A 24,257-nucleotide genomic window follows, 5' to 3' on the forward strand; every position below is an offset into this window, starting at 1 on the left:
GATGTGCCTTGACCCGATTTTGGCGTTATGAACGTGTGGTTATCTCCTGCTTACCGCTAAGCCACCTCTTCCTCCTAGTATACGCTTAGAATGATAACGCCTTCAGAAACAATTATCAAGTATTTTTTGTAACTGGATGCTAAAATTTTCGCAAAAAAATCGCCATCACCTTTTGGGCAACGACGAATTGGTTCGATTTACTTTTTTGCCCGTGCATGCAACCGGTTGGCGATTTTGATCAAGGCAACGCCGAATGCTTGCACTTCTTCAGCCGTGGTATAAGTCCCGAAGCTGACGCGGATGGATTCGCCGATACGTGGCGAGTCTTTGCCAAACATCGCGATCAACACATGCGACGGCTCCAAACTCCCAGCTGTACATGCAGACCCACCGGAAATCGCAAACCCAGCTAAATCCAAGTTAGTTTGCAAGGCGTAAGTGGACAAGCCTTTGAGCCACATGTTCAACACATGGTTGGGATTGTCAGGCTTCAAGCTGCCATTCAATGCATAATCGATACCAGCGTCATCTAATTGCTTCAACAATTGTTGCTTGAAGCCGTAGAAATCAGCTTGGTGCTTGGCTTTGACTTCAGGGGTCAATAAGGACACCGCTTTGGCCATGCCCACGATGCCTGCGATATTTTCAGTCCCAGCACGGCGCTTTTTTTCTTGTTCGCCACCGTTCATGAATGGCAACAATTTATAACCTGGGCGGCGGTATAAGAAGCCAACGCCTTTTGGCCCATTGATTTTGTGCGCAGACGTGGACAGGAAATCAACATGCAACGCGTCAACATCGATGTAATAAAAGCCATAAGTTTGGGTCGCATCGGTATGAAACAGCGCTTGATGATCGACTAAGCGTTCACCGATTGCCTTAATTGGCAGACGTGAGCCCACTTCATTGTTCCCCATCATCACGGAAACTAAAATCGTGTCATCATCTAAGGCAGCATCAAAATCTGCCAGCTCTAACTCACCAGTTTCAGACACTGGCAAGTAAGTCACATTGAAGCCTTCGCGTTCCAATGCCTTCATCGATTCTAAAACGCTGGGATGTTCGATGGCCGTGGTGATGATGTGTTTGCCTTTTGACGCCATCGCATGCGCCACGGTTTTAATGGCAGTGTTGTTGGCTTCAGTCGCGCCACTGGTGAAAATAATATCATCAGGTTTGGCATTGATGGATTGGGCAATGGTTTTACGCGCGGCATCCAGTTCAGTATGCGCAGTGCGACCAAACCAGTGGCTGGAGCTGGCATTGCCGAAATCATTTTGCATTTGGTTAGTCATGGCCTCAACCACAGCTGGTGCCATTGGCGTGGTCGCCGCGTTATCAAGATAAATATGTTGCATGATCAGGCTTCCTTTAATTGGTGAATGTAAGCAAGTAACATTTGGGCGGAACGTTTGCCGGCATCGACAATAAATTCATCGAAGCTTTGGCCAGCATTCCCATCCGCAGTGTCGCTCATCGCACGGATGACCACGAATGGCGTGTTGAATTGCGTGGCCACTTGGCCGATCGCAGCGCCTTCCATTTCAGCGGCAAGCGCCTCTGGATAAATCCCTAAAATGCGCTTTTTGGCCTCATCTGACGCGATGAATTGATCACCAGATACGATCAAGCCGGTTTTGGTGTTCAAGCCAACCGATTCAGCGGCACGGGCAATGTCGGCGACGACTTGTGCATCTGCCGTGAACTTTTGGGGTTGTTGTGGGAGTTGACCCATTTCATAGCCAAAAGCAGTGGCGTCGGCATCATGATAGGCAACTGCACTGGATAACACCACATCGCCGACTTGTAAGCCTTGACCGATCCCGCCAGCAGAGCCGGTATTAATCACAACATCTGGGGCGAATTTTTCTAACATGATCGCAGTGGTCATGCCCATTTGCACTTTGCCGATCCCAGATTCGACTAATACCACCGAAACCCCTTCGATGGTGCCTTTGAAATAATGTTGGTTGGCCACAGAAATTTCTGTTTCATCATCTAGTTTTGCCAATAATGCCCGCAGTTCTTCTTCCATTGCGCAAATCACGCCGATTGTCATGTGTTGTCCTCTTTTCAAAAAAATGTCTGAGTCTAGTATACGCTTTATTAAAGTAAGTCGCAATTAGACAAACGCTAAAACCAAAAAGACAATGATCAACAACACGATGACGATACCGATCGCCCAGTTAAGTTTCTTCTTTAACCCAGTGACACGCTTATAAGTGATGTCATCAAATTGCCCATTAGGTTGCATTTTACCGTGCCTTTTTTGACGTTGCTCACGGGCGTATTCGCGCTCGACTTGCACGCGCTTTTTATCCCGTTCAGAGGCTTGGCTTTGCGAATGTTTTTGTGCTTCGCGGTAGGCTTTGCGGGTTTTTGGTTCTTCGTCCATGTCGTTATCCTTTCCTATTGGCCCATAAGGCTAGGCCTAAAACGGTTTTGGCATCGCAGATCACGCCTTGCGCTTGCAATAATTGTGCTTCTTTAAGGGTCAGCCATTGCGCATCCACAAACTCGCCAGCATCTTGCGGGCGTTTGTCAGCCACAGACGTTAAATCTTCAGCCAAAAACAAATGACACAACGCATCAGAAAATCCAGCAGCTTGATAAAACTGCGTCAAAGGCGTCAAGCGCCCCGCTTGCAAACCCGCCTCTTCATTTAATTCGCGCGCAGCCGTATCGCGAGGATCTTCCCCCACTTCAATGCGACCCGCCAGCAATTCCACGGTCACTTGCTTTAACGGTGCCCGCCATTGACTGACAAACAAAGCGCGGTCACCATCAAGGGCTAATATCCCAGCTGAGCCGGTGGTATGCACGACCTCACGCAAGGCTTTTTGTCCATCAGCTAAGCGCACTGTTTGCTTGCCTAAGGTCACAACTTTGCCTTTAAATAAAGTTTCTTCTGATAGTAAGGTTTCTGGGGTCATGTTTAGCCCTCCTCAAATGCATCTACTGTATCAACTATACCGTTGTACTACCATCCAGCCAAGGACTTAAAGAAAACTTGCTTAAACTCCACCCGAAGTCTGATATTGAAGGCGCGGTTATATGCTAAAATGAGGGCATAACGAGTTAGGAAGTGAACCAGGTGAAAAAAACGCAAAAACGCATTCGCACTTGGCGGGTGTTGGTTTGGATCGCAGGCGGCGCCGCGCTTGGCTTATTAAGTGGCCACATCGGCATGGCGATTTTTGTCGGCGCCGTGTTTGGCGTTGCCCGCTTGATCGGCGAGCTTTCCCGCCCGCGTCCCATTGTCCCCAATGCCACCAAGCCTTTAAGTGCCAGCATGGCCGCCCATTATCAAGAATCCGGTTTAGACGACAGTGAAGTCAAAGTCTTCCGTGAAACCATGGATACCGTATCTGATCAAGTGCAAGAATTTGAAACCATCATCGCGCGCGTGCCAAAGCTCAAAAGCATCGCCATCAACACCGATATCGTTGACGTGTTGCACGCCTATTTTAAAGCGATCGTGAACAACCCGATGGCCATGGGCGCCGCCGGGCATTTCATTTATGAACAGCTCCCCAACTTGGTGCGCATCGCGGAAAAATACGAAGCCATCAGCCATCACGAAGTCAAAACCGACGATACTTATGCGGTATTGACCCAAGCGGCGAACACCACGGCAGATCTTGCCAATGCCATTCGCGATGACTATGCGCATTTTGTCGAAACTGACATCGATGCCCTAGAAGCGGACATCAACTTAGCCAAAAAACAAATTCCGGAATCCACGCAAAACATCAACACCCGCGTTGATCTCTCCGGTCAAAAATTGAAGGAGCATGCAGAATGACAGAAGAACAACAAACCGACACGAATTTGGTCAATGACTTACTGGCTAACCCTTTCGGTGCAACGGAAGCCCCAGTCGCCAAACCCGTTGACCAACCCGCCGCCACCCCTCAAGGCTTGACCCCAGAACAAGAAGCCCAAGCCAAGCAACTCGCCGATCAAATCGACGTGAAGTCTACAGATGCCGTGATGAGTTATGGCGCCAGTGCCCAAAAGCAACTCGGTCAATTCTCGCAAACCATGCTCAATAAAGTGCAGTCTCAAGACACTGGGGCCGTGGGCGATGCCTTGACCAGCTTGATGGCGCGGTTGAATGAAGCCAACCCGGATGAACTGCGCGCTGAAGACAACAATGTGTTTAAGAAGTTGTTCGGCAAAGTGCGCCGCTCAATTTTTGAAATCACCGCCAAATATCAAAAAATTGGCGCCCAAATCGATTCCATCGCTTCACGCTTGGAAAAAGAACAACAAGGCTTGCTCACCGACAACAAAATGCTCGATGAGCTATACGGCCAAAACAAAGCTTACTTTGACGCGTTGAACATTTACATCGCCGCGGCCAAAATGAAGCTCCAAGAACTTGACGCCAAAACCATTCCTGAAGCGATGGCCAAAGCGCAAGCCTCAGGCGACCAAATGCAAGTGCAAGAAGTCAACGACCTCAAGCAATTCCAAACTCGCCTGGAAAAGCGCGCTTATGATTTGGAACTCGCCCGGCAGATCACCTTGCAACAAGCCCCGCAGATCCGCTTGATCCAAAACACCAACCAAGCCTTAGCCGAAAAAATCCAAGCCTCGATCAACACCGCCATTCCATTATGGAAGAACCAAGTGGCAATCGCATTGACCTTGTTGCGGCAAAAAGATGCCGTCACTGCCCAACGCCAAGTCTCTGAAACCACCAACGATTTGTTGAAGAAGAACGCAGCGATGCTCAAGACTTCTGCCATTGAAACTGCCAAGGAAAACGAGCGTGGCGTGGTGGATATCGAAACCCTCACCCAAACGCAAAACGACTTGGTGGAAACCTTACAACAAACCTTGCAGATCCAACAAGAAGGTCGCAGCAAGCGTCAAGCTGCCGAACAAGAATTGTCCAACATGGAAACCGAACTCAAAAATCACCTGTTGGATTACACCAAAGGCAATATGTAACTTGCGTTTTTTTATGTCAGCATTTGATACGATCAGCCTACGTTTATGGGTGATTGCCTACGTTAAGCACCAAAAAACCGTGACCTCAAATCAGGTCACGGTTTTAGTTTGTGATGTCGTCTTCTTCATAACGCGCCAACGCTAATTTCAAATGCGCTTTCACATCTGCCACCACGTTTTGCGGCGCGATCACTTTTAAAATCGGGCTTTGCGTGATCAACCACATGCGAATGCCCGTGGAATACTCCACATCCATTTCCACCACCGCCACGCGAAACGGCCAAGGATTATGTTTTCCTGGCAAGTATCGCAGCACGTGGGCAGTGGGAAAACGATCATACACATATTCTAACAACCCATAATATTCAAATTGAATCTTGATGGTTTTGCCGCGATAGCCATATGCCTGCAACCGGCGACGAGCGCCGACTTTAGGATCGGGTTGCGCTGAGTCAGTCTGCGTCAAGGCCTGAAAGTCTGAGATCCAATCCAATTGCAGATCTCGAATCTCGCGACTCGCTTCAACGTGCACACTTAAATGAAAATATTGACCGTTAAAACTGATCGCCAGTGGCACCACCAGCAGTGTTTCTGGCGCTTGCCATTCGCTGGCTTCGCGATCGACATAAGTTAACGCAATGTGGCGCTTTTGTTCGATGGCTTTTTGCAATTGCCAAATCAACCGAGCCCGATTTTGCGCCGTCACGATCGGTTCATAATTCGCCACTTCTTCTGCGATCGATTGTTGTAATGATGGTAAAGCCGAGTTTTTCGTCAGTTGCTGCAAGGCATTTAAAGCCGTTTGTAACTCAACAGCTGTCAGCGTGCGCGACTGCAGGATCATTTTCTCAAGCATCAACACCACGCCAGGCTGCACTTGCGCATTGAGATCGATGTGATAGCCGACCGGCCGCGTCGGGATCCGCCGCAACAACAGCTGCCCATGCACGCTTAAAGCCTGCAATTGATCAAGATCGCGTTGCGCGGTACGTACCGTGACGCCAAACTGGGTCGCAAGCGACTGCGCCGTGACCGTGTCCCCAGAAAAAAGCAGGTTGAGGATCGCTAATAAACGTGATTGCGCCTGAATATTTGCCATAATGAATGCTCCTTAGAAACTCAGTATAGCGCATTTTTATTCGGCTTGGGTGAAGATATTATCCAGTGTCGTGACAAAATCTGCTTTGCCACGCTCAAAGTATTCGCGCTTCACTCGGGCCAGTTCCGCCACGGAAGCTGCCGAAATCACATTTTTGCGGGTAAGGTGCGCACTGCCACTGGAATAATAATACAAACGAGCATCAAATAACTGCAGAAGCTCGGCTTTGTCTTCATAATCTGAACGAGTAATGGCCGTATGGACAGCACGTTGCCAGTTGGTATCTTGGCGCGCAATAAAAATCGGCTGTTGCTCGGTTGGCCACTTGCTGACCCGGCGCAAATAAGCAGCTAGCCATGCCAACATCAACTTCTGCGACGCCAACCAATGCTCTGGATACCCAGTGCCAAAATAGCGAAACGGTGATGATAGGAATTTTGCTGAACGATATGGAAACCATGACAACCGCACGATTTCTCGAATGCCAAATTGACGCGCATTGCCGACGTCTTCTGCACTGACTAAAGCGTCCGCCCCATCAATATAATTATCATGCACCCAAGCCCCTTTGGTCGTCAGCTGATCGGGCAAAAAGTTCCCAGGAATCGGCCAAGTGCCGCTGATGTTTTTTAAGTTCATGACTTGATGGTCAAACGCAGCGGCTTCTGGCAACTTCAAGACGCCGCGATCGCTTTGCGGATTGCTGGCTAAAATCACCAAGCGCGGATTTTTCAGTGTACCTTGAAACGGCAGTGGGACTTGGGGTTGCCGCACCCCGTTGATTTTTGGCGCGATCAGATCCAACACCGCGGCTTCATCATCTTGATGCAAAATAAACGAGCGCATGCCAGAATGCCAATCTTCCATGGTCACACTGGCGCGCATGAGCCCATCAAACGTCGATTGGGTCTCGGCATCGCTGAGGATTTGGCGATAACGTTCTGATGGTGTCTGACCAAACCCCCACTCCCGCCAGAATTGATGGATCGCTTGCATGGCGTGAAATGATGACACGACTGGGATCAAATCTTTCATAATTGTCCGAACTCCCTCCTGCCAAAAGACAGGTTGATAATATTACATTTTGTATATATTATGCAGGAAAAATTGGTAAACCCAACATTCATTTTAACCAAATGCGAACCACGACGCGGGTTGTCGTGAGTCTCACCGATTGCGACATATGCTGTCGTGTTGTCTATTGCGTGTAAAAAAAGCAAACCACCTTTAGGCAGTTTGCTTGCGATTTTGCCACATGCGATACGCTGTCAGGATAAAGGCGATCACACATAAAATAATGGCCACGACAAACGCCACGCGCATGCCGCTGATGAATAATTGGTTATGACCCGTCGGATAAGTCGACATATGGTGTCCAGCAGTATGACTCATCGCCGCAAACAACGTGGTCGTCGCCGCAGAGATCCCGACGACCATCCCGAGATTACGTGCCAGCGCATTCAACCCACCAGCGATGCCTAAGTCTTTAGGCGCCACAGCAGACATGATGATGGTGTTGTTCGGCGATTGAAAAACCCCATTGCCAAACCCATTGACTGCGATGATCACAATGATCACCCATAACGGGCTGGCTAAATGCCACATCGCATACCCCACTTGCGCGATCAAAATGGCTCCTAAGCCCACCAAGGTCAAGAAATATGGGCCGATTTTATCAGACAAAGAGCCTGACAACGGCGCAATGATCACTTGCACGATCGGGAAAACCATCATTAAATAGCCAGCATGCGTTGCCGAAAACCCGCGAGCATTTTCCAAATAAAATGGCGTGATCACGTTGGAGAAGAAGTTGGTGACAAAAATCAAGAACCCAGTCAACAGGGACACCGTAAATTCATGATTGGCAAATAACTTAAACGATACCAAAGGCGTTTGGCGGTGGTGTTCGATGGCGACAAATAAGCCGAATGCCAACACTGCAAAGATAAACAAGCCGATGATCCAAGGCTTGCCAAATCCAACTTCTTGCCCCAATGACACTGCCAAGAAAAACGGGACGATGGCCAACACATAACTGCCAAAGCCGCCCCAGTCGATCGGTTGATGACTGGTTTGCAAGTCTTTAGGTAAGACAAAATGCCCAACGATCATCGTGATGATCCCGATCGGAATATTGATCCAGAAAATATAGCCCCAAGGCAAGGCCCCTAAAATCAACCCACCGATCCCAGGCCCTGCAATCGAGCCCACCGCCACAAACGAGCCGATCAACCCCAACGCTTTGCCGCGTTCATTTTGCGGAAAAACTTCGATGATAATGCCGTTATTATTGGCCATGGTCATCGAAGCGCCTAACGCTTGCATCACCCGCGCAAATAATAGCAAATAGAAACTATGATTAAAGCCAGCTAACAAACTGCCGATGGTAAACAATACCGTGCCTAAGCGAAAGACTCGGATTTTGCCAAGGGAATCGCCGAGTTTGCCCATCAACAACAGCGCACAGATCACGATCAAATAAATCGACACGACCCATTCGGCTTGATTCATTGGCACGTGTAAGTCTTTGGACATCACCGGCAAGGCAATGTTGACGATCGAGGCATCAAGAGTGGACATAATGGTGAACATCCCCACCGCGATAATGATCCACCAGCGATTTTTTTGGACTTTAGGGTCTTTAACGTAACTTTGCACCACATCGGCCTCCAGTTTTCAGAAAGTACTTTTAGTATACGCCCATTTACCAAACAATTACCAACCTTACGTTTTCGATACACCAATTGCAGGTAGTCTTTACATTCCCCCGTTATCCTAATAACAGGAGGAAAGCACATGAAAAAAATGACTTGGTTCTTATGTGGGGTGTTAGCCCTGGCTTTAAGCGGCTATGGGGTTCAACAAGCCGCGGCCAAAAATGATTCAACCATCAGTATCGCCGGCTCAACCGCTATGCAACCGTTACTCAAAGCTGCAGCCATTGCGCAAAAAAATATCATCACCATTAACGGTGGTGGCAGTGCCGCGGGTTTAAATGCCGTGGCGACTGACAAAGTCACGATTGGCGCGGCAGACATGTTTGCAGAAAATTCTGATGCGCCGGCGGCAAAGCTGGTGGATCATCAAATTGCGGTGGTGGGCATCACCCCGATCGTCAATCCTGAAGTGGGCGTCTCAAACTTAACCTCAGCGCAACTCAAGGCCATTTTTTCCGGAAAGCTGACCAATTGGCAACAAGTTGGCGGCAAAGCGATGCCGATCAAAGTCTTGATGCGCGAAGCCGGTTCTGGCACGCGCACCGCCTTTGAAGCATTAGCTTTGAGCGGCGTGCAAGGGATCCAAGGGAAAGTCTTGAATTCATCACAAGCAATGGTCAAACAAGTCAAAAACACCCCTGGTGCCATCGGTTATGTCGCTTTTTCTGGCTTGCAAGCTGGTGTGCGGCCATTGTTACTGGATGGCATCAATCCGACAGACGCCAATGTGCAAACCAACAAGTGGCCAATTTGGGCGTACGAACACCTTTATACCAATGGCGCCCCAAGTGCGACTGTCGCGAAGTTTATTCACCGCGTTCAAACCGATGATGCACAAATCAAACGACTTGGCTACATCCCGACTAGCACCATGCAAGTCGCCCGCACCCATGATGGGCAAATCGAAGATACTCACTAAATGCAAATGACGCGGTTTCCTTCTATTAAAGAAGTGAGCGCGTCATTTTGATTTAGTAATCCAATTGCTTCAAGCGCAACAAGGCTTCGCCGTTTGGTTGCATCGCGACTTTGTACAAACCGAGCACCCGTTCATCGATTTGTGCTTGTAGCTTGTCGCCTTTTTGTATTTTGGCTTGGACATGATTAAGGCCATGTTCCAATACTGTGAGCACCCCACGCCCACCGATTTCAAAGCCTAAACGATCGGCGTCTGACAACTGCCGATTGGCTAATGCTTGCATTTGCGCCTGCATTTCGTTTGATACTGTGATCTCATCGACTTGTTGGTGCAATGCTTCTGCCAATTCCTCCGGCGTTGCTACCGTGATTTTCCCCATACCCATCAATCTTCCTCCCTGTTGATGTAGTCGCTTACGAATATAGTATACCCCCCACACAAACACAACGCAAAAAGCCTGACCATTTTTCAGATCAGACTTTGCTCACTTAATTGGCATGATTGAATTTGTGTTCGAAATGCTGCAACACGCGCGATAATCCGAACGTCAAAATGAAGTACAACACCATCGCCACGACGATCGGCAACACGCCTTTATACGTATCAGCTTGCACGATCCGCAGTTGATAGATCAAATCGGCGACCCCGATGATCGACACGATCGAGGTTTCCTTGATCAGCGAAATAAATTCATTGCCAAGCGCCGGCCAAATGGTCACAATAGCTTGCGGGAAAATCACGCTTTGCATGGTTTGCTTGGTGGACAAGCCCAACGAACGCGCAGCTTCTTTTTGGCCTACTGGTACAGATTCGATCCCGGAGCGGAAGACTTCTGACACATAAGCCGCGGAATTCAAGCCCACGGCTAAAGTCCCAGCGACTACCGCAGAAATATCATAAAACATCCCGATACCAAAGTAGATGAACATCACTTGGACCATCAACGGCGTGCCGCGAATAAATTCAACATATGCTGTGGCCAAGGCGTGCCAAACTTTGGTGTGACCGATGCGGATCAATGCCAGCCCGGCGCCCAACAACACCCCGATGATCACGGCGACTAAGGAAATGCCGACTGTATAGCCGACCCCTTTGGCAAAATAAGACCAGTAATGCCACATGGAGGTGTTGGCCGTGTTGGTATTCATCAACTTCCCAGCTTCTGGTAAGTATTGCTTGTTGATGAGATCTTTTTGTTGGATATTTTTGATCGATTGGTTGATGGCTAGCGTCAAGCTAGTGGAACCTTTCGGCAATGCAATGGCATTACCTGCTTCATCGCCTGATACTTCAAATTTCCCATTGATCGTAGTGAGGCCAGGATCGGAGCTGGCATACGCTAATGCTGAAGCAGAATCTTTCACCAAGCCATCGATTTTATGTGCTTTTAAGGCTAAGACCAAATCTGCGGCGTTTTCCATGCCGACGAGTTTGGCGCCAGGCATTTGTTCTTTGACCAAGTCATAAGGAATCGTGCCAACGACTGCGCCGACTTTCTTGCCGCTGAAGGAATTCTTGTTTTTGTACAAGCCTTTGTCGGTTTTGTTGATGATAATGTATTGCTTGGAGACGTAGTAAGAATCAGTGAAGTCCACATGCTTCTTGCGGGCCGCTGTCGGTGAGAAACCAGATAAGATCATATCGACTTTCCCGGTTTCCAAAGCCACTAACATAGAGTCAAAGGACATTTTCTTGACTACCAGCTTGACGCCGAGGTCTTTGGAAATTTGTTTCCCGATCGAAATATCCATCCCGACGATTTCACTTTTGCCGTTTTGATTCACTTGAAATTCATAAGGTGGGTAATTCGGGGAGTTGCCCATCACCAAGGTGCCTTTTTTCTGAATGCGCGCCAAAGAATCGTCAGTAGCGGCGTGGACATTTTGGTGACCTGTAGTGGCCAAAAGCATCAATAAAACAAATAATAGCCCGAAGAATTTTTTCATTTCACCCAACCTCATTTTTTCAACATTGGTATAGAATACACTTTTGTAAATATTTATGCAAGAAAAAAACGGCCATCGCTGACCGTTCCTCCTAAATTCGATTCAGATCCGATAACACCCGCGCGACATCGCGATGCGGCAAACGGATATCCTTGGCACTCAAAACATCGTCTGCTCGCCACCAACGACTTTGAATATCTTCGTCAAAGCGTTGCGCATTATGCGCCACACACGTTGCAAACGCGACGTCCAAATAATAGCTCAGTGTTGGCCCATGCCATTCGCTGACGACTTGGTTCAACATTTCGCCGTACACATCCCGGCGTAAAATGCCTTCAACGATCACCAGTGGATAATGCGCGAGACCAAAACGGATCAAGTTCGCAATCAGCGCAACGGCTGGCGTGTCGACATGATCATTGGCATGTAACAGCTCTCGCCGGATTTGGTCTTGATGGATCACCAAACAATTCTCTGCACCAAAATGTGCTTGCAAGGCATCCGCCATAGACGTTTTTCCACTGCCAGAATTTCCCCGAATGATCACTAAAGTCGGCATGATTGCCTCCAGTTATTTGATATGCAACTTGGTGCGCAACCCTTCGATACGCCCACCTAACAAGTCATCCGCTAAACGCAACTTCAACACCATGTAGACGTAAACCGCGGCACCACCACCAGCACCGACTAGCAGGACTGGGATCGCCGTGATTTTGCGAACCCCGCCTAACCACCAATCAAAAACGCCGACAACAGCAGACGCAAACACAAACATCACTAGTGCACAGCCCAACAGTTGCGAAATATGGGTACTCAACACGGACCAGTCGAGGTCGTAACGCTGATCTAAGGCGTGAAGCATCAAGAACACCGACACCATCATCCCGATCCCAGTGGCCACCAGTGGCGCAAAACCTTGCAGCCAATATACCAGTGGCCATTGTAAAATAATTTTCACCGCAAAGCCGATCAAGAAATAAATGATCGCTTGCCGATTTTGATACAAGCCTTGCATCACCGCTGCTAACACGGTAAACAGCCCCATGGCGATGGCCACATAAGCGTTGAATTGCAACATGTGCACGCCGAGGCGATCGTCAGAATAAAACAACGCATACAATGGTCGCGCCACTGCCGACATGCCCAAAGCACTCGGCCACATGACTAAGAAGAATAGCCGCAAAATGTTTTCAATTTGCGTCGCCACACCATGCTTATCACCTTTAGTAAACGCCCCTGCCAACAATGGAATGGCGGTAACCGCTAAAGCAGATGCCAACGACACAACGATCATCACAAGTTTATTGGTATTAAAGGCAAACAACCCATATAAATAGTTGATTTCATCATTAGACACATGGAAGAAATAACTCAAGAATTCAGGAAAACTGTATTGGTCAAAGAATTGATACAACACCGTCCCAGCATCCAAAATAATAAACGGAATGGACTGATGTAAGACTTCGCCTAGCAACGTTTTCGTCGGGGCTGGGACATCCGTGGCGATCAAATCAAATTCTTTGTGCTGGCGCGTATACGCGAAAATCAAGAAGATCAACGCGATCGCCGCGCCGACAAACGCCCCAAACGTGGAGTGCGCCACAGCCTGAACATAATCGCCTGAACCCACCCGCATAATCAAATACGTTGAGCCCAACATGTACACGACGCGGGCAAATTGTTCTAACAATTGCGAAACCGCACTCGGCGCCATTTGCGAATAGCCTTGGAAATACCCGCGCAAAATACTCATCGGCGGGATCAATAATAGCGGCCAAACTAAGGCATGCAACACTGGGATCATGTGCGGATCCACATGGCCATTTTGCATCGCGAGAACTGGCGTCAATAACCATAAGGCCCCAGCACTTACCACACCTAAGCCGATCATCAAGATCATGCTGCGATGGAAAAGCTTTTTGGCGGAACCGTACTGATCGGCGGCCAAGTAATGCGCGACTTGTTTGGACACCGCACTGGGGATCCCCGCGGTCGAAATGATCAAAAATAAACTGTAAATGTTATACCCGCGGGCAAACAGTGCGTTGGCTGCGGTCCAATGCACACCCATCCACATCACCCAAGGAATGACATAAATCGCGCCTAAGACTCGTGAAAAAATCGATCCTGCGGTCATCCACGCGGAACCTTTGACTAAAGCAGCCTTGGCTTGCGAATTATCTGCGATGTGACTCACCCCCAAATCATAACTAATATTATACGACGCCGACAAAACCACGGTTCAGCTTTTAATAATCTTTGCGTTTTCTTAACGCCCTAACCAAATGCCCAAACTCGCCGCCAACACGCCTAATCCGACTGTTCCGACATAATAGCCGAGCACTTGCGGCCAAAGCTTGCGGTTGATCAAGCCTAACGCATCCACATGGAACGTTGAAAACGTCGTATACCCACCTAACAATCCTGTCGCCACTAACAAATGCAGACTTTCAGGCAAAGCCAAGGCACTGACCCACCCTGCCAAGCAGGCCCCAGTGACATTGATCAGCAGGGTCATCCAAGGACGGGTTGGCCAAAGCGTTTTGCCCAGCTGGGTCAAGCCATACCGCAAAAGCGCTCCAAAGCCGGCACCGACTCCCACCATCAACAAGTTCATACGCGCCTCCGATTTGCGAGGTGAAATGCCGCAAAGGTAAACAGACTCCCGCCGACTAAATTCAAGGCAAAAATCACCAGCGCATAAGGGCTCACTTGTTGGACTAAGTTTAACACAAAGGTCGAAAAGGTCGTAAATGCCCCGACAAACCCAGTCCCGAGCATTAAGCTTACCCAATCAGACAGATCCAAACGTTGGGCAAGACCGTATGTTAAATACGTCAATAAAAAACAGCCGACTAAGTTCACTGCCAAAGTACCGAGCAGACTCGTTGAATCATGCAACCACAAATCGATGGCATAACGGCTGATGCCACCTAAGGCCCCGCCGATAAACACGGCCAGTGCTTTTTTCATCGCCAACTCACCTCAAGAATAAAATATCATTTCATTGTACCGCGCACGCAAAAAAAGAGCCATCGAGAATTGCTCTCGATGACTCAAGGTGTTGCTAATCTTCAGCTTTTGGTTGCACTTTGGTGACATTCGCCGCTTGCGGGCCACGAGCGCCTTCCACGATCACGAATTTCACTTCTTCACCAGGTACCAGTGTTTGCCGGCCCCCGCCTTGAATGGCGGAAAAATGCACAAACACATCAGGTTGTTCTGGAATTTCAATGAAGCCAAAACCTTTGTCTTCATTGTAGTTTTTCACGCGTCCTAACATATTAAACCTCGAATTCGAAATCTGCGGCAGCAGTTTCTGGGAAGTTTTCAGAGACGATTTTGGCACAACGCGCACAGAAATGTGGGTAACGCGCATCGCTGCCAACATCAGTGGTGGTCATCCGGCAACGATCACACACATCACCTTCAGCATGAACAACTTCTAATTTCACGTCGTCAACCACTTGGGCGTCAGCCGGTGCGTCGGTGGCATCTTTGACTGTGAAGTCAGACACGATCAACAGCTGGGCCAAGTTGGCATCTAAGCCGGAAAGCAAGGCTTTGAGCTTGTCATCAGCGTAAACCGTGACATGGGCTTCAAGAGATTTCCCGATCACTTTGGCATCACGGGCAACTTCTAAGGCTTTTTGCACCTTATCGCGGAACGCCATGAACGCAGGCCATGCCTTCAACAAGTCGTCTTGATTCGTGAAACCAGTGGCTTCTGGGAAGTCAGCCAAAGCGGCAAAGTCGCGATCTTGTTTCAACAATGGCCAAATTTCTTCAGCAGTGAAGGCCAAAATTGGCGTCAGCAATTCAACCACATCGACCAAGGCTTTGTACATCACTGTTTGCATGCGACGACGCGCCAAGGACTTTTCACCTTCGATGTAAACCACATCTTTGGCGAAGTCTAAGTAAAAGGCTGACATATCCACCGTCAAGAATTGGGTGATGGTTTTCACCACCGTGGCAAAATCATAAGCAGTGTAAGCATCACGAACGGCTTTGATCACTTGGCTCAAACGAACCAACATGTATTGATCAACGGAACCCAGTTCGGCATAAGATACCGCATCAACGGCTTCGTTGTAGTCACCAGTGTTGGCTAACATGAACCGCAGGGTGTTCCGGATCTTACGATAAGTTTCAGACGTATGGGCGAAGTTGTCCATAGAAACTTTCATATCAGAACTGGAATCAACAGATGCGACCCACAAGCGGATGATTTCAGCACCGAATTGTTTTTCAACCGTGTCTGGCACGATGGTGTTGCCCAAAGACTTGGACATCTTACGACCTTCACCATCCAAGGTGAAGCCTTGAGACAAGATTTCCTTGTAAGGGGCCACGCCGTTGTTGGCGACACTGGTGATCAAACTGGAGTTGAACCAACCACGGTATTGGTCAGAACCTTCCATGTACATATCCGTTGGGTAAACGAGCTCTGGACGGGCTTTGGCCACGCCTGCCCAGCTAGAACCGGAATCAAACCAAACATCCATGATGTCCGTTTCTTTGGTGAACTTGCCATGAGGAGAATGCTCGTTGGTATAACCTTCTGGCAACAAGTCCTTGGCTTCGCGTTGTGACCAAACGATGGAACCATATTCACCAAACAAGTCAGCGACATGATCGATGGTGGCTTTTTCGATGATCGGAGTACCGTCTTCAGCATAGAAAATCGGCAATGGCACGCCCCATGCGCGTTGACGCGAAATGACCCAATCCCCGCGGTCGCGGATCATATTGTACAAGCGAGTTTTACCCCATGATGGGTTGAACTTCACTTTATCGATCGCATCCAAGATTTCTTGGCGGAAGGATTCAACAGAAGCAAACCATTGCGTGGTTGCCCGATAAATGACCGGCTTTTTAGTCCGCCAGTCATGTGGATAACTATGCGTGAAGAAGTCGAGTTTCAACAACGCGTCTTTTTCGGTTAAGGCCTTAGTAACCATGCGGTTGGCATCATCATAAAAGACCCCTTCAAAACCAGGCGCATCTTTGGTCATGAAACCTTTTTCATCAACCACGGAATAAACTGGTAATCCGTATTTTACGCCGACTTTGTAGTCATCTTCACCATGACCAGGAGCGGTATGGACTAAGCCAGTCCCGGCATCCAAGGTAACGTGATCAGCTTCCATCACGAGGCTCGTGCGATCATACAATGGGTGTTGCGCCGTCATACGATCGAGTTCAGTACCTGGGAAAGTCTTCAGGACTTCGTAGTCGCTCCAGCCAAGTTCTTCGGCCACTTTTGGTAGCATTTCTGAAGCCACCACGTATTTCTTACCGCCAACTGCCACTTGCGCATATTCGAAGCGTGGGTTAACTGCGATCCCAAGGTTAGCTGGGATAGTCCAAGGTGTGGTGGTCCAAATAATGAAGGCAGTATCGTTGTCTAACAAGTCCTTGCCATCAACGACTTTGAAGGCGACGTAAATGGATGGGGACTTAACGTCATGATATTCGACTTCAGCTTCAGCTAACGTGGATTCAGAACTCCATGACCAGTAAACTGGCTTTAAGCCGTGATAAATATAGCCTTTTTCAGCCATCTTACCGAAAACGCGAATTTCTTCGGCTTCAAATTCTGGTTGTAAGGTGATGTAAGGATGTTCCCAATCACCTAACACGCCTAAGCGCTTGAAGTCGGTGCGTTGCTTGTCGATTTCTTTCATCGCAAACTGACGGCACATTTCACGGTAGTCAGCCATGGACATTTCCTTGCGACGAACGCCTTTTTTGGCTAATTGTTGTTCGATTGGCAAACCATGCGTATCCCAGCCAGGGACGTAAGGCGCGCGGAAGCCGGCCATAGACTTGGAACGCACGATGATGTCTTTGGTCACTTTGTTTAAGGCGTGGCCCATGTGAATGTTCCCGTTGGCAAATGGAGGGCCATCATGCAAAACAAATGTTGGCTTGCCTTCGTTTAACTTTTGACGGGCTTCGTAAACATGGTTTTCATACCAAGCTTCTTGAAGCTTTGGTTCCTTAGCTGGGAGGCCGGCGCGCATTTTAAATGACGTCTTGCCCAGATTTAAGGTCTCTTTGACTTTCATATGAGATTCTCCTTTTTTGTGTGGGTCACGCGGATGTCAGTCCGTCAGTTACGTGGGTAAATGAGGCTCCAGCAAATAGATTCGAGGTTTGAGGATGAATTAAAAGTTTCGACAGCGTCGTGCTTTTTGAAGCAACGCGACGACGACTAGCTACGCTCAAGCACTCGGACTAAAGAACGGTCCAATCACTTGAGCTAGGCTACCTGCATCGCTAAGTGCGCTTCAAAAAGCACTGGAATCGTCGAGCTCCGTCAAGCAACGCGACGACAGTTAGCTACGCTTCAAACTTCGAGCCAAAGTACGGCTCAAAGCTTGAAGCTAGGCTACCTGCATCGCTAAGACCGCTTGACTGCGCTCTGGGTACAAAAAAGACCCCACCCCAATACTAGGACGAGATCTTCGTGGTACCACCTAACTTCAAAGGCACATTGCCTTCCTCAAGCCTGTTAACGGGAGTACCCGGCGCAAGTTACTTATCACCTGCGCAACTGACGGACTGATATCACCACCGCTGCTGCCTCGAGCTTTCACCTTTTCTCGAGTCGCTATGCCAGCGCACGGTTTAGACGCGTGTCCATACGTTATTCTTCAGTGTCTGTTGATTGATCGTCGGCTTCTTCTGGTGCCGCATCATCTTCTTGAGGGAAAATGATTTCAGTGTAACCAGGTTGGCTGGCATCATCAACAACTTCTTCTGTTGCTTCTGAGTGTACGGGTTCACCTGCCGGCTTGTCAAGGTTAGATTCACGATTTGCTGGATCTAATACCACTGCGGCTGAATCGGAAGAAGACAACAATTCCTTCCATTCAGGGGATTTCACCACTTCAAGCTGCGATTCCAACATCACTTGTAACCGTTGGCGGAAGACCCGAGTTTGGCGCTTCAAGTCTTCGGTTTCCACAGTGATCTTCTTGGCTTTTTCACTGGCATCGCCGACGATGCGGTTGGCTTTATCCGTGGAGCTGGTCAACAAGTCTTGCGCGTTCTTTTCAGCTTGTTGTTGGATCAAGTCCGCTTCTTGTTCGGCGTTGGTCTTCACCTTGTCCGCTGCTTCTTGGGCGACGATAATGCTTTGGTTCAACGCATCCTTCAAATCAGTGAAGTACTTCACCTTTTCTTGAGCGTCGCCAAGTTGTTTTTGCAGATCCTCATTGTCTTTCAACAATGCCGAATAATCTTTGATGATCTGGCTTAAAAAGTCATTCACCTGATCTTGATCGTACCCGCGCATGCGGACGTTGAATTCTTTATTATGAATATCCAGTGGGCTTAATGCCATGTCACTGCCTCCTAATCACTATTTGTGGATCACATCCACGGTTACCCGCAGTTTATCTTTTTTAGTGGTGCCAAGTACGGCTTGAATCCGCAAGCGACCGAATCCACGCACTGACAAAATGTCTCGCACATCGACTTCGACGTCTGGCCGCGCGATCACTGCAAAGTTCAATCGCACCATATCATGCTCGATCAAGCTTTTGGCGCGAGTGCGGGAAATGTTGAACACATGCGCGACTACCGCATCGATGCGCAATGAGGGAATCGTCAATTGCAGCGCTTCCCAATCATTGGTCGGCGTCACCAATTGGTCTAAGTCAATTGGTTCAAACCGCACCCCGATGCGCCCAATTTTATCGATATTGGTTTGCACCCATGAACTCATCGACGCCGCTACGATCACTTGCCACCGCGTGCCATCAGACACGATATCACCAAACAAGTTGCGCTCAATGCCAGCATTGGCCAATGTGCCTAAAATATGCGAATGATCGAGCTCAGCAAATCTTTGCGGATAGTTGATCTCTAATGCTGCCAGCTCATAATCTTCAGGCTGAGGTTCAAAGTAATCTGGCGCGATCAAGGCCCGCTTGCGTTCAGCCGAGGCGACTCCGCCAAACGTAAACAGTTTAACCCCATCTGCTTGATTCACCAAGGTTTCGATAATATAAACTTGCCTTGGGTCCAAGAAATTGGTTAAAATCGGCCGATATTCACCAGCGGCAGTTTCAATATCAGATTCAACTTGCGCGATAAACGGCGCTTCGTCTTTACGAAAGTGCTGTAAAACGTTATCCATTTCGTCACCTATAAATCAGATTAATAAAAATAATGTCTAACGCTTTTTCAACTAAATAAATTACGGCAAACGCTGGGATCGGCGATAGATCAAGCCCTAAAATCGGCGGGATAAAACGTTGAAACCAGCCGAGATAAGGTTGATAGATCCGCGTCAACAAGCGGCCAAATTTGGTGTCATAAGCATCTGGGAACCAAGACATCACGATATACACCGCCATGCCTAAACTATAAGCGGAGATCACCGTTGCGATCAGCCGCCAAAGCCAATAGAGTCCTGTAGCTAACACGGCAGTCCTCCTATTCCGTCATTTGTAAGTCGAAATCATTTCCTAAGTTTTCAGCCAAGGCACCATCGATTTGGAAATTGGCTGGGGTGACCAAGAAGATCTGTTCACCCACGCGGCGGATCTCACCATTGATGGCAAAAACCGTCCCAGTCAAGAAATCAACGATGCGCGTGGCCGCATCATTTTCAATGCGATCAAAATTCACCACGACCGCCTTGTTGTTCAACAAGTTGGTGCCGATTTCTTTGGCATCAGAGTAGATACGCGGTTCATAAACGACAATTTTTGCCGTTTGCTCATTGGGATTACTCATAGACACGACCTTATTGCCGCGAAACTGCGGCTTAGACGGCGCCGATTGAGGAGCCGCTTGTGTTGGTTGAGGTGCAGTGGTTGCCACAGTTTCTGGGTCGTCATCTTCTGCATCCATGGCAAAAAATGAATTAAATTTTTTACCGAAGTTGTCGAATGCCATCTGCATGTCCTCCTTTTGTGGAAAATATAATGCGATTTCTTGGTGATTGCGGCGTGTTTCTTCTCGTAACGCACCGACGTCATCACCTCGGTGCTAAGTGCGTTTTGAAACCACGCAGGCACAGCTAGCTACGCATTATCACTCGGACCAAAATACGGGTCCAAGTAATAATGCTAGGCTACCTGACCTGCTAAGTTCGTTTCAAAACGCGCTGGGGCCTATTGCCGACGACGCTTGAAGAATGGTGGTTGATCATCGCCACCATCATCTTGGCTTTGCGTTGGTTGGGATTCGAAAATATCAAATTCCGTCTTCTTGACATTATCAAAGTCTTTGGATGGGGCTGGTTGATCGTTGTGTTTCGGTTCGCGACGCAGATCCCAGTTACCAAAAGGATCAGCGCTATCAGCAGCGTCTGATTTGGCGTTAGTCGGGGCACTGGTCGTTTCCGCTTTGCGGGCTTCACGGCCTTGAGGCTTGGCAGATTCGCCATCGATCCCAGTGGCAACCACAGTGACCACCACAGAATCGCCAAGGTCTTCGTTGATCGAAGTCCCGAAGATAATGTTGACATCACCAGAAGCTGCTTGGGCCACAATTTCAGAAGCATCTTGGGCTTCAAATAAGGACAAGTCTGGGCCACCAGTGATGTTGAGCAAGACTTGCTTGGCGCCAGCGATGGAGACTTCTAACAATGGTGACGAAATAGCCTTCTTGGTGGCTTCGATGGTGCGGTTTTCGCCATTGGCAGTCCCGATCCCCATTAAAGCAGAACCTTGGTTGGCCATGACAGTTTTGACATCCGCAAAGTCCAAGTTGACAAAACCAGGGCTGGTGATCAAATCAGAGATCCCTTGCACCCCTTGACGTAACACGTTATCGGCAGCATGGAAGGCTTCCATCATCGGCGTCTTCTTATCGACGATTTCTAACAACCGGTTGTTCGCGATGATGACTAAGGTATCAACATGTTCTTTTAAGTTGGCGATCCCTTCCGCCGCGTTTTTGGCACGACGTGGGCCTTCAAATGTGAATGGTCGCGTCACGACGCCGACCGTCAACGCACCCATGTCTTTAGCAATTTTGGCCACGACTGGGGCAGCCCCAGTACCAGTGCCACCGCCCATGCCGCAAGTGACGAAGATCATATCGGCCCCTTGCAAGGCTTGTTGGATCTGTTCTTCAGATTCTTCAGCGGCTTTTTGGCCGATTTCAGGGGTAGCCCCGGCACCTAAACCGCGGGTCAACTTGTTGCCGAGTTGAATTTTAGTTTCAGCATTTGAGTTTGAAAGGGCTTGGACATCGGTGTTTGCGGCGATAAATTCCACGCCTTTGACGTCTTCGGCGATCATGCGATTGACGGCATTACCGCCAGCGCCACCAACGCCAATCACTTTGATTGCGGCGCCTGTATCATTTTGTGCATCCAGTGAGAATTCCATTGTCGTTCCTCCTAGGGAAATTATTCGAAGAAATTACCGAAGAAGCGCCGCAATGCGTTCGGCTTCTTTTCGGTGGTGTCAGGTTCAGCGTCTGCGGGTTTAGCCGTTGGCGTTGGCTTGGCGGCGGGTTTTTGATCAGACACAGGCATTGGCGCTTCACCATTTGGCAAAACGCTGGCCACCAGCTGATCAATATCCGTTAAGTGCGCGGCGTATTGGATCAATCCCAGCGCTTGGGTAAACGCCGGATGCCGCAAGCCCATTTCACCTGGGATAAACACACGCACTTGATGGTTGAAAATGTCTTGTGCGAGTTCTGTGATCCCAGGAATCGCCGTGGTCCCCCCAGTGATCACAATGCCACCAGGCAGATCCAGGGCACTGGCTTGTTGCAGCGCCGCATTCAACCGTTTGAAGATTTGGCCTAACCGGGCTTCGATGATTTCAGATAAATATTTTTCTGAGATCATCACTGGCTCAGTTTTGCCAACGACAGTCACTGGGAAGGTGTTATCTTCATGGGTAGCTAACGAGTCGGCATTGCCATAATCACGTTTCAATTTTTCAGCATCTTTGAAGCCAGAATTCAACACCACCGAAATATCTTTGGTGACAAACTCCCCGCCTTCTTGATCCACTGAGGTAAACTTCAGCTTGTGATCATGAATCACCGCCGCAGTGCTTTGACCGCCACCGATATCGATCAACACGGTACCGAAGTCTTGTTCACCATCGCTTAAGGCCACTTGGGCAGTCGCTAAGGGGTTGATGACGACGGTACGAATCGATAAACCGGCCTTGCTCAAGGCCTTTTTGGTATTATGTAATACCGTTTTGGGCACGGTGAACAAGATCCCACGCATTTCAAGGCGCACGCCGATCATGCCCCGTGGGTCTTTAATGTCATCAAAGCCATCAACGATAAATTCGGTCGGCGTCAGTGACAAGCTTTCGCGTTCTGGTGGTAAATTACGCACCAACGCAGCGGCTGCCACGGCTTTCACGTCTTCATCGGTGATCTCTTTGGACGCATCGCCCACTGCGATCATGCCGCTGACCGACTCAATTTGAAGCATGTTGGCCGGCACACCGACCACCACTGAATCGATTTTAATGCTTGCTTTTTCTTCTGCTTGACTGACGGCTTGACGAATCGCCATCACCGCTTGATCGATATCGACGATCACGCCGCGACTTAAGCCGGCTGAACGTTGACTGCCGACCCCAATAATGTTCATTTGACCTTGAATATATTCGGCCACAATGACTTTGATCGAGGTGGTGCCGATATCAAGTCCAACGTATATGTCTTGATTTCCCACGACGGCAAACCTCCTGGACTGCAATTTTTCTCATTGAAAACGTAATACTATTTTGATTTTACCACACAACCTCCCATCAACTCATCAATAGACGATAAAGATTAGAGATTTTGCGGGTTTTATTTCGCATATGGGGTAAAAAAGGCACCGACTTCGAGGTCCACAGTCCCCTTTGTTTTCACATCAGCTAATAACTGTGGGTAATATTTGATCTTTTTGGCCACGGTGCGTGAATCCGCCACGACCAAATTCCCATTGCTCATGCTGAGGGTGATTTGATAAGGATTCGCGGCACCGCGCGTGGCTTTTACTTCAGAAACCGCTTTACGCACGGCTTGGGGAAAACTTGCGACGGTTTTGGCCCCTTCAAACGCTTCTTTGCGGGTAAATCCAGTAAAAATCGGATAGGTGCTTTTCGGCGTTTGGGTGGCTGACTTCAAAACCACTCCTGAAGCTAACAACACATGGTATTCCCCATTTTTTTGGACATAACCAAGCGGCGCATATTCATGAACCTGCAAGGTCACTTGGTTGAAGCCTTTGACCGACACGCTAAGCGTTTTGACTTGCGGTAAGGTCTTTTTCACACGCGTCGCCACCCGGTCACGATGCATCAACAAGTCTATTATCATTTGACTGGAGCCGAGTTTTGACGCATCGATCACGGATTGGGCCGGCAAAGTCGACTCACCGCGCACACTTAAATCCCCGACGCGCGCTAACGGCGTCATGAAATAAATTGCCACCAACAATAACACAGTCAACGGCGTTAAGATCACGGCCAAATTGCGCCGGCGCCGACTCGCACGGGTTTGGCTGAGATGCGGCAGTGGTAGCGGACGCGATGCCGCTTTTTTTTCATGCTTTTGTTTGGCTTGATAAGCTTCCCAAGGCGTCAAGGGATCTTGCGCTTTGGATTTTCGCCGAAACGGCATCG

General features: G+C 48.8%; 24 protein-coding genes and 2 pseudogenes. 3 read left to right on the forward strand and 23 right to left on the reverse strand.

Going from position 1 to position 24,257, the window contains the following annotated elements:
* Positions 1-197: 197 nt before the first annotated feature.
* The 4 genes from FD01_RS00365 to FD01_RS00380 form a co-directional block, all read right to left on the reverse strand.
* Positions 198-1,358 (reverse strand): cysteine desulfurase family protein, encoded by a 1,161-nt coding sequence (locus FD01_RS00365; protein WP_056962227.1) that lies wholly within the window; start codon positions 1,356-1,358, stop codon positions 198-200.
* A gap of 2 nt (positions 1,359-1,360) precedes the next feature.
* Positions 1,361-2,059: a 5'-methylthioadenosine/adenosylhomocysteine nucleosidase gene (locus tag FD01_RS00370; protein ID WP_054715444.1), complete on the reverse strand. Its 699-nt coding sequence runs from the start codon at positions 2,057-2,059 to the stop codon at positions 1,361-1,363.
* A 63-nt stretch (positions 2,060-2,122) separates the two neighbouring features.
* Complete coding sequence (locus FD01_RS00375) at positions 2,123-2,395, reverse strand: hypothetical protein (RefSeq protein ID WP_056962228.1); 273 nt, start codon at positions 2,393-2,395, stop codon at positions 2,123-2,125.
* A gap of 4 nt (positions 2,396-2,399) precedes the next feature.
* Complete coding sequence (locus FD01_RS00380; RefSeq protein ID WP_054715441.1) at positions 2,400-2,933, reverse strand: NUDIX hydrolase; 534 nt, start codon at positions 2,931-2,933, stop codon at positions 2,400-2,402.
* A gap of 161 nt (positions 2,934-3,094) precedes the next feature.
* Here FD01_RS00380 and FD01_RS00385 point away from each other — a divergent pair, with 161 nt between their 5' ends.
* Together FD01_RS00385 and FD01_RS00390 are read left to right on the forward strand one after the other, a co-directional pair.
* Complete coding sequence (locus FD01_RS00385; RefSeq protein ID WP_225436235.1) at positions 3,095-3,805, forward strand: 5-bromo-4-chloroindolyl phosphate hydrolysis family protein; 711 nt, start codon at positions 3,095-3,097, stop codon at positions 3,803-3,805.
* Complete coding sequence (locus FD01_RS00390) at positions 3,802-4,959, forward strand: toxic anion resistance protein (protein WP_056962229.1); 1,158 nt, start codon at positions 3,802-3,804, stop codon at positions 4,957-4,959. The genes FD01_RS00385 and FD01_RS00390 overlap by 4 nt, the downstream gene beginning before the upstream one ends.
* Before the next feature lie 103 nt (positions 4,960-5,062).
* On the opposite strand, the gene FD01_RS00395 is transcribed toward FD01_RS00390, so the two are convergent.
* The 3 genes from FD01_RS00395 to FD01_RS00405 form a co-directional block, all read right to left on the reverse strand.
* The gene (locus FD01_RS00395) at positions 5,063-6,058 is read right to left on the reverse strand and encodes a helix-turn-helix transcriptional regulator (protein WP_056962230.1); all 996 of its coding nucleotides are present in this window, start codon (positions 6,056-6,058) and stop codon (positions 5,063-5,065) included.
* A 36-nt stretch (positions 6,059-6,094) separates the two neighbouring features.
* Positions 6,095-7,093 carry a hypothetical protein gene (locus FD01_RS00400; RefSeq protein ID WP_056962231.1) on the reverse strand — a complete coding sequence of 333 codons (999 nt, stop codon included), beginning with the start codon at positions 7,091-7,093 and terminating at the stop codon, positions 6,095-6,097.
* A gap of 192 nt (positions 7,094-7,285) precedes the next feature.
* Complete coding sequence (locus FD01_RS00405; protein ID WP_056962248.1) at positions 7,286-8,716, reverse strand: MFS transporter; 1,431 nt, start codon at positions 8,714-8,716, stop codon at positions 7,286-7,288.
* A gap of 138 nt (positions 8,717-8,854) precedes the next feature.
* Here FD01_RS00405 and FD01_RS00410 point away from each other — a divergent pair, with 138 nt between their 5' ends.
* Positions 8,855-9,694 (forward strand): phosphate ABC transporter substrate-binding protein, encoded by an 840-nt coding sequence (locus tag FD01_RS00410; protein ID WP_056962232.1) that lies wholly within the window; start codon positions 8,855-8,857, stop codon positions 9,692-9,694.
* 52 nt (positions 9,695-9,746) lie between these two features.
* Here FD01_RS00410 and FD01_RS00415 read toward each other — a convergent pair whose 3' ends face one another.
* The 16 genes and pseudogenes from FD01_RS00415 to FD01_RS00485 form a co-directional block, all read right to left on the reverse strand.
* Complete coding sequence (locus FD01_RS00415; RefSeq protein ID WP_054715422.1) at positions 9,747-10,079, reverse strand: hypothetical protein; 333 nt, start codon at positions 10,077-10,079, stop codon at positions 9,747-9,749.
* A 103-nt stretch (positions 10,080-10,182) separates the two neighbouring features.
* On the reverse strand, positions 10,183-11,649 hold the full coding sequence (locus FD01_RS00420) for an ABC transporter substrate-binding protein/permease (RefSeq protein ID WP_404820831.1): 1,467 nt from the start codon (positions 11,647-11,649) through the stop codon (positions 10,183-10,185).
* Positions 11,650-11,731: 82 nt separating this feature from the next.
* Positions 11,732-12,199 (reverse strand): AAA family ATPase, encoded by a 468-nt coding sequence (locus tag FD01_RS00425; protein WP_054715416.1) that lies wholly within the window; start codon positions 12,197-12,199, stop codon positions 11,732-11,734.
* Positions 12,200-12,211: 12 nt separating this feature from the next.
* Positions 12,212-13,837: a putative polysaccharide biosynthesis protein gene (locus FD01_RS00430; RefSeq protein ID WP_225436234.1), complete on the reverse strand. Its 1,626-nt coding sequence runs from the start codon at positions 13,835-13,837 to the stop codon at positions 12,212-12,214.
* A gap of 72 nt (positions 13,838-13,909) precedes the next feature.
* Positions 13,910-14,257, reverse strand: a complete 348-nt coding sequence (locus tag FD01_RS00435) for a fluoride efflux transporter FluC (protein ID WP_054715413.1) — start codon at positions 14,255-14,257, stop codon at positions 13,910-13,912.
* On the reverse strand, positions 14,254-14,613 hold the full coding sequence (locus tag FD01_RS00440) for a fluoride efflux transporter FluC (RefSeq protein WP_056962233.1): 360 nt from the start codon (positions 14,611-14,613) through the stop codon (positions 14,254-14,256). Before FD01_RS00440 ends, FD01_RS00435 begins: the two co-directional genes overlap by 4 nt.
* A 94-nt stretch (positions 14,614-14,707) precedes the next feature.
* Positions 14,708-14,923 (reverse strand): cold-shock protein, encoded by a 216-nt coding sequence (locus FD01_RS00445; RefSeq protein ID WP_056962234.1) that lies wholly within the window; start codon positions 14,921-14,923, stop codon positions 14,708-14,710.
* Position 14,924: 1 nt separating this feature from the next.
* A complete protein-coding gene (ileS, locus tag FD01_RS00450) occupies positions 14,925-17,714 on the reverse strand; it encodes an isoleucine--tRNA ligase (protein WP_056962235.1) in 2,790 nt (929 codons plus the stop codon).
* 581 nt (positions 17,715-18,295) lie between these two features.
* Positions 18,296-18,994: a DivIVA domain-containing protein gene (locus tag FD01_RS00455; RefSeq protein WP_056962236.1), complete on the reverse strand. Its 699-nt coding sequence runs from the start codon at positions 18,992-18,994 to the stop codon at positions 18,296-18,298.
* Positions 18,995-19,012: 18 nt separating this feature from the next.
* Positions 19,013-19,792, reverse strand: a complete 780-nt coding sequence (locus tag FD01_RS00460; RefSeq protein WP_056962237.1) for a YlmH family RNA-binding protein — start codon at positions 19,790-19,792, stop codon at positions 19,013-19,015.
* A gap of 4 nt (positions 19,793-19,796) precedes the next feature.
* Complete coding sequence (locus FD01_RS00465) at positions 19,797-20,081, reverse strand: YggT family protein (protein ID WP_225436233.1); 285 nt, start codon at positions 20,079-20,081, stop codon at positions 19,797-19,799.
* A gap of 10 nt (positions 20,082-20,091) precedes the next feature.
* Positions 20,092-20,556, reverse strand: coding sequence for a cell division protein SepF (locus FD01_RS00470; RefSeq protein WP_056962238.1), 465 nt, complete (start codon positions 20,554-20,556; stop codon positions 20,092-20,094).
* 218 nt (positions 20,557-20,774) lie between these two features.
* Positions 20,775-20,984, reverse strand: a pseudogene (locus tag FD01_RS16920) (cell division protein FtsZ); the annotation flags it as partial.
* Between the two features lie 62 nt (positions 20,985-21,046).
* A pseudogene (ftsZ, locus tag FD01_RS00475) lies at positions 21,047-21,998 on the reverse strand (cell division protein FtsZ); the annotation flags it as partial.
* A 20-nt stretch (positions 21,999-22,018) separates the two neighbouring features.
* Positions 22,019-23,320 (reverse strand): cell division protein FtsA, encoded by a 1,302-nt coding sequence (ftsA, locus tag FD01_RS00480; protein WP_056962240.1) that lies wholly within the window; start codon positions 23,318-23,320, stop codon positions 22,019-22,021.
* A gap of 119 nt (positions 23,321-23,439) precedes the next feature.
* Positions 23,440-24,255, reverse strand: a complete 816-nt coding sequence (locus tag FD01_RS00485; RefSeq protein WP_056962241.1) for a cell division protein FtsQ/DivIB — start codon at positions 24,253-24,255, stop codon at positions 23,440-23,442.
* Positions 24,256-24,257 lie beyond the last annotated feature (2 nt).

Origin of the sequence: Lacticaseibacillus manihotivorans DSM 13343 = JCM 12514 (assembly GCF_001435035.1) — a bacterium.
GTDB lineage: Bacteria > Bacillota > Bacilli > Lactobacillales > Lactobacillaceae > Lacticaseibacillus > Lacticaseibacillus manihotivorans.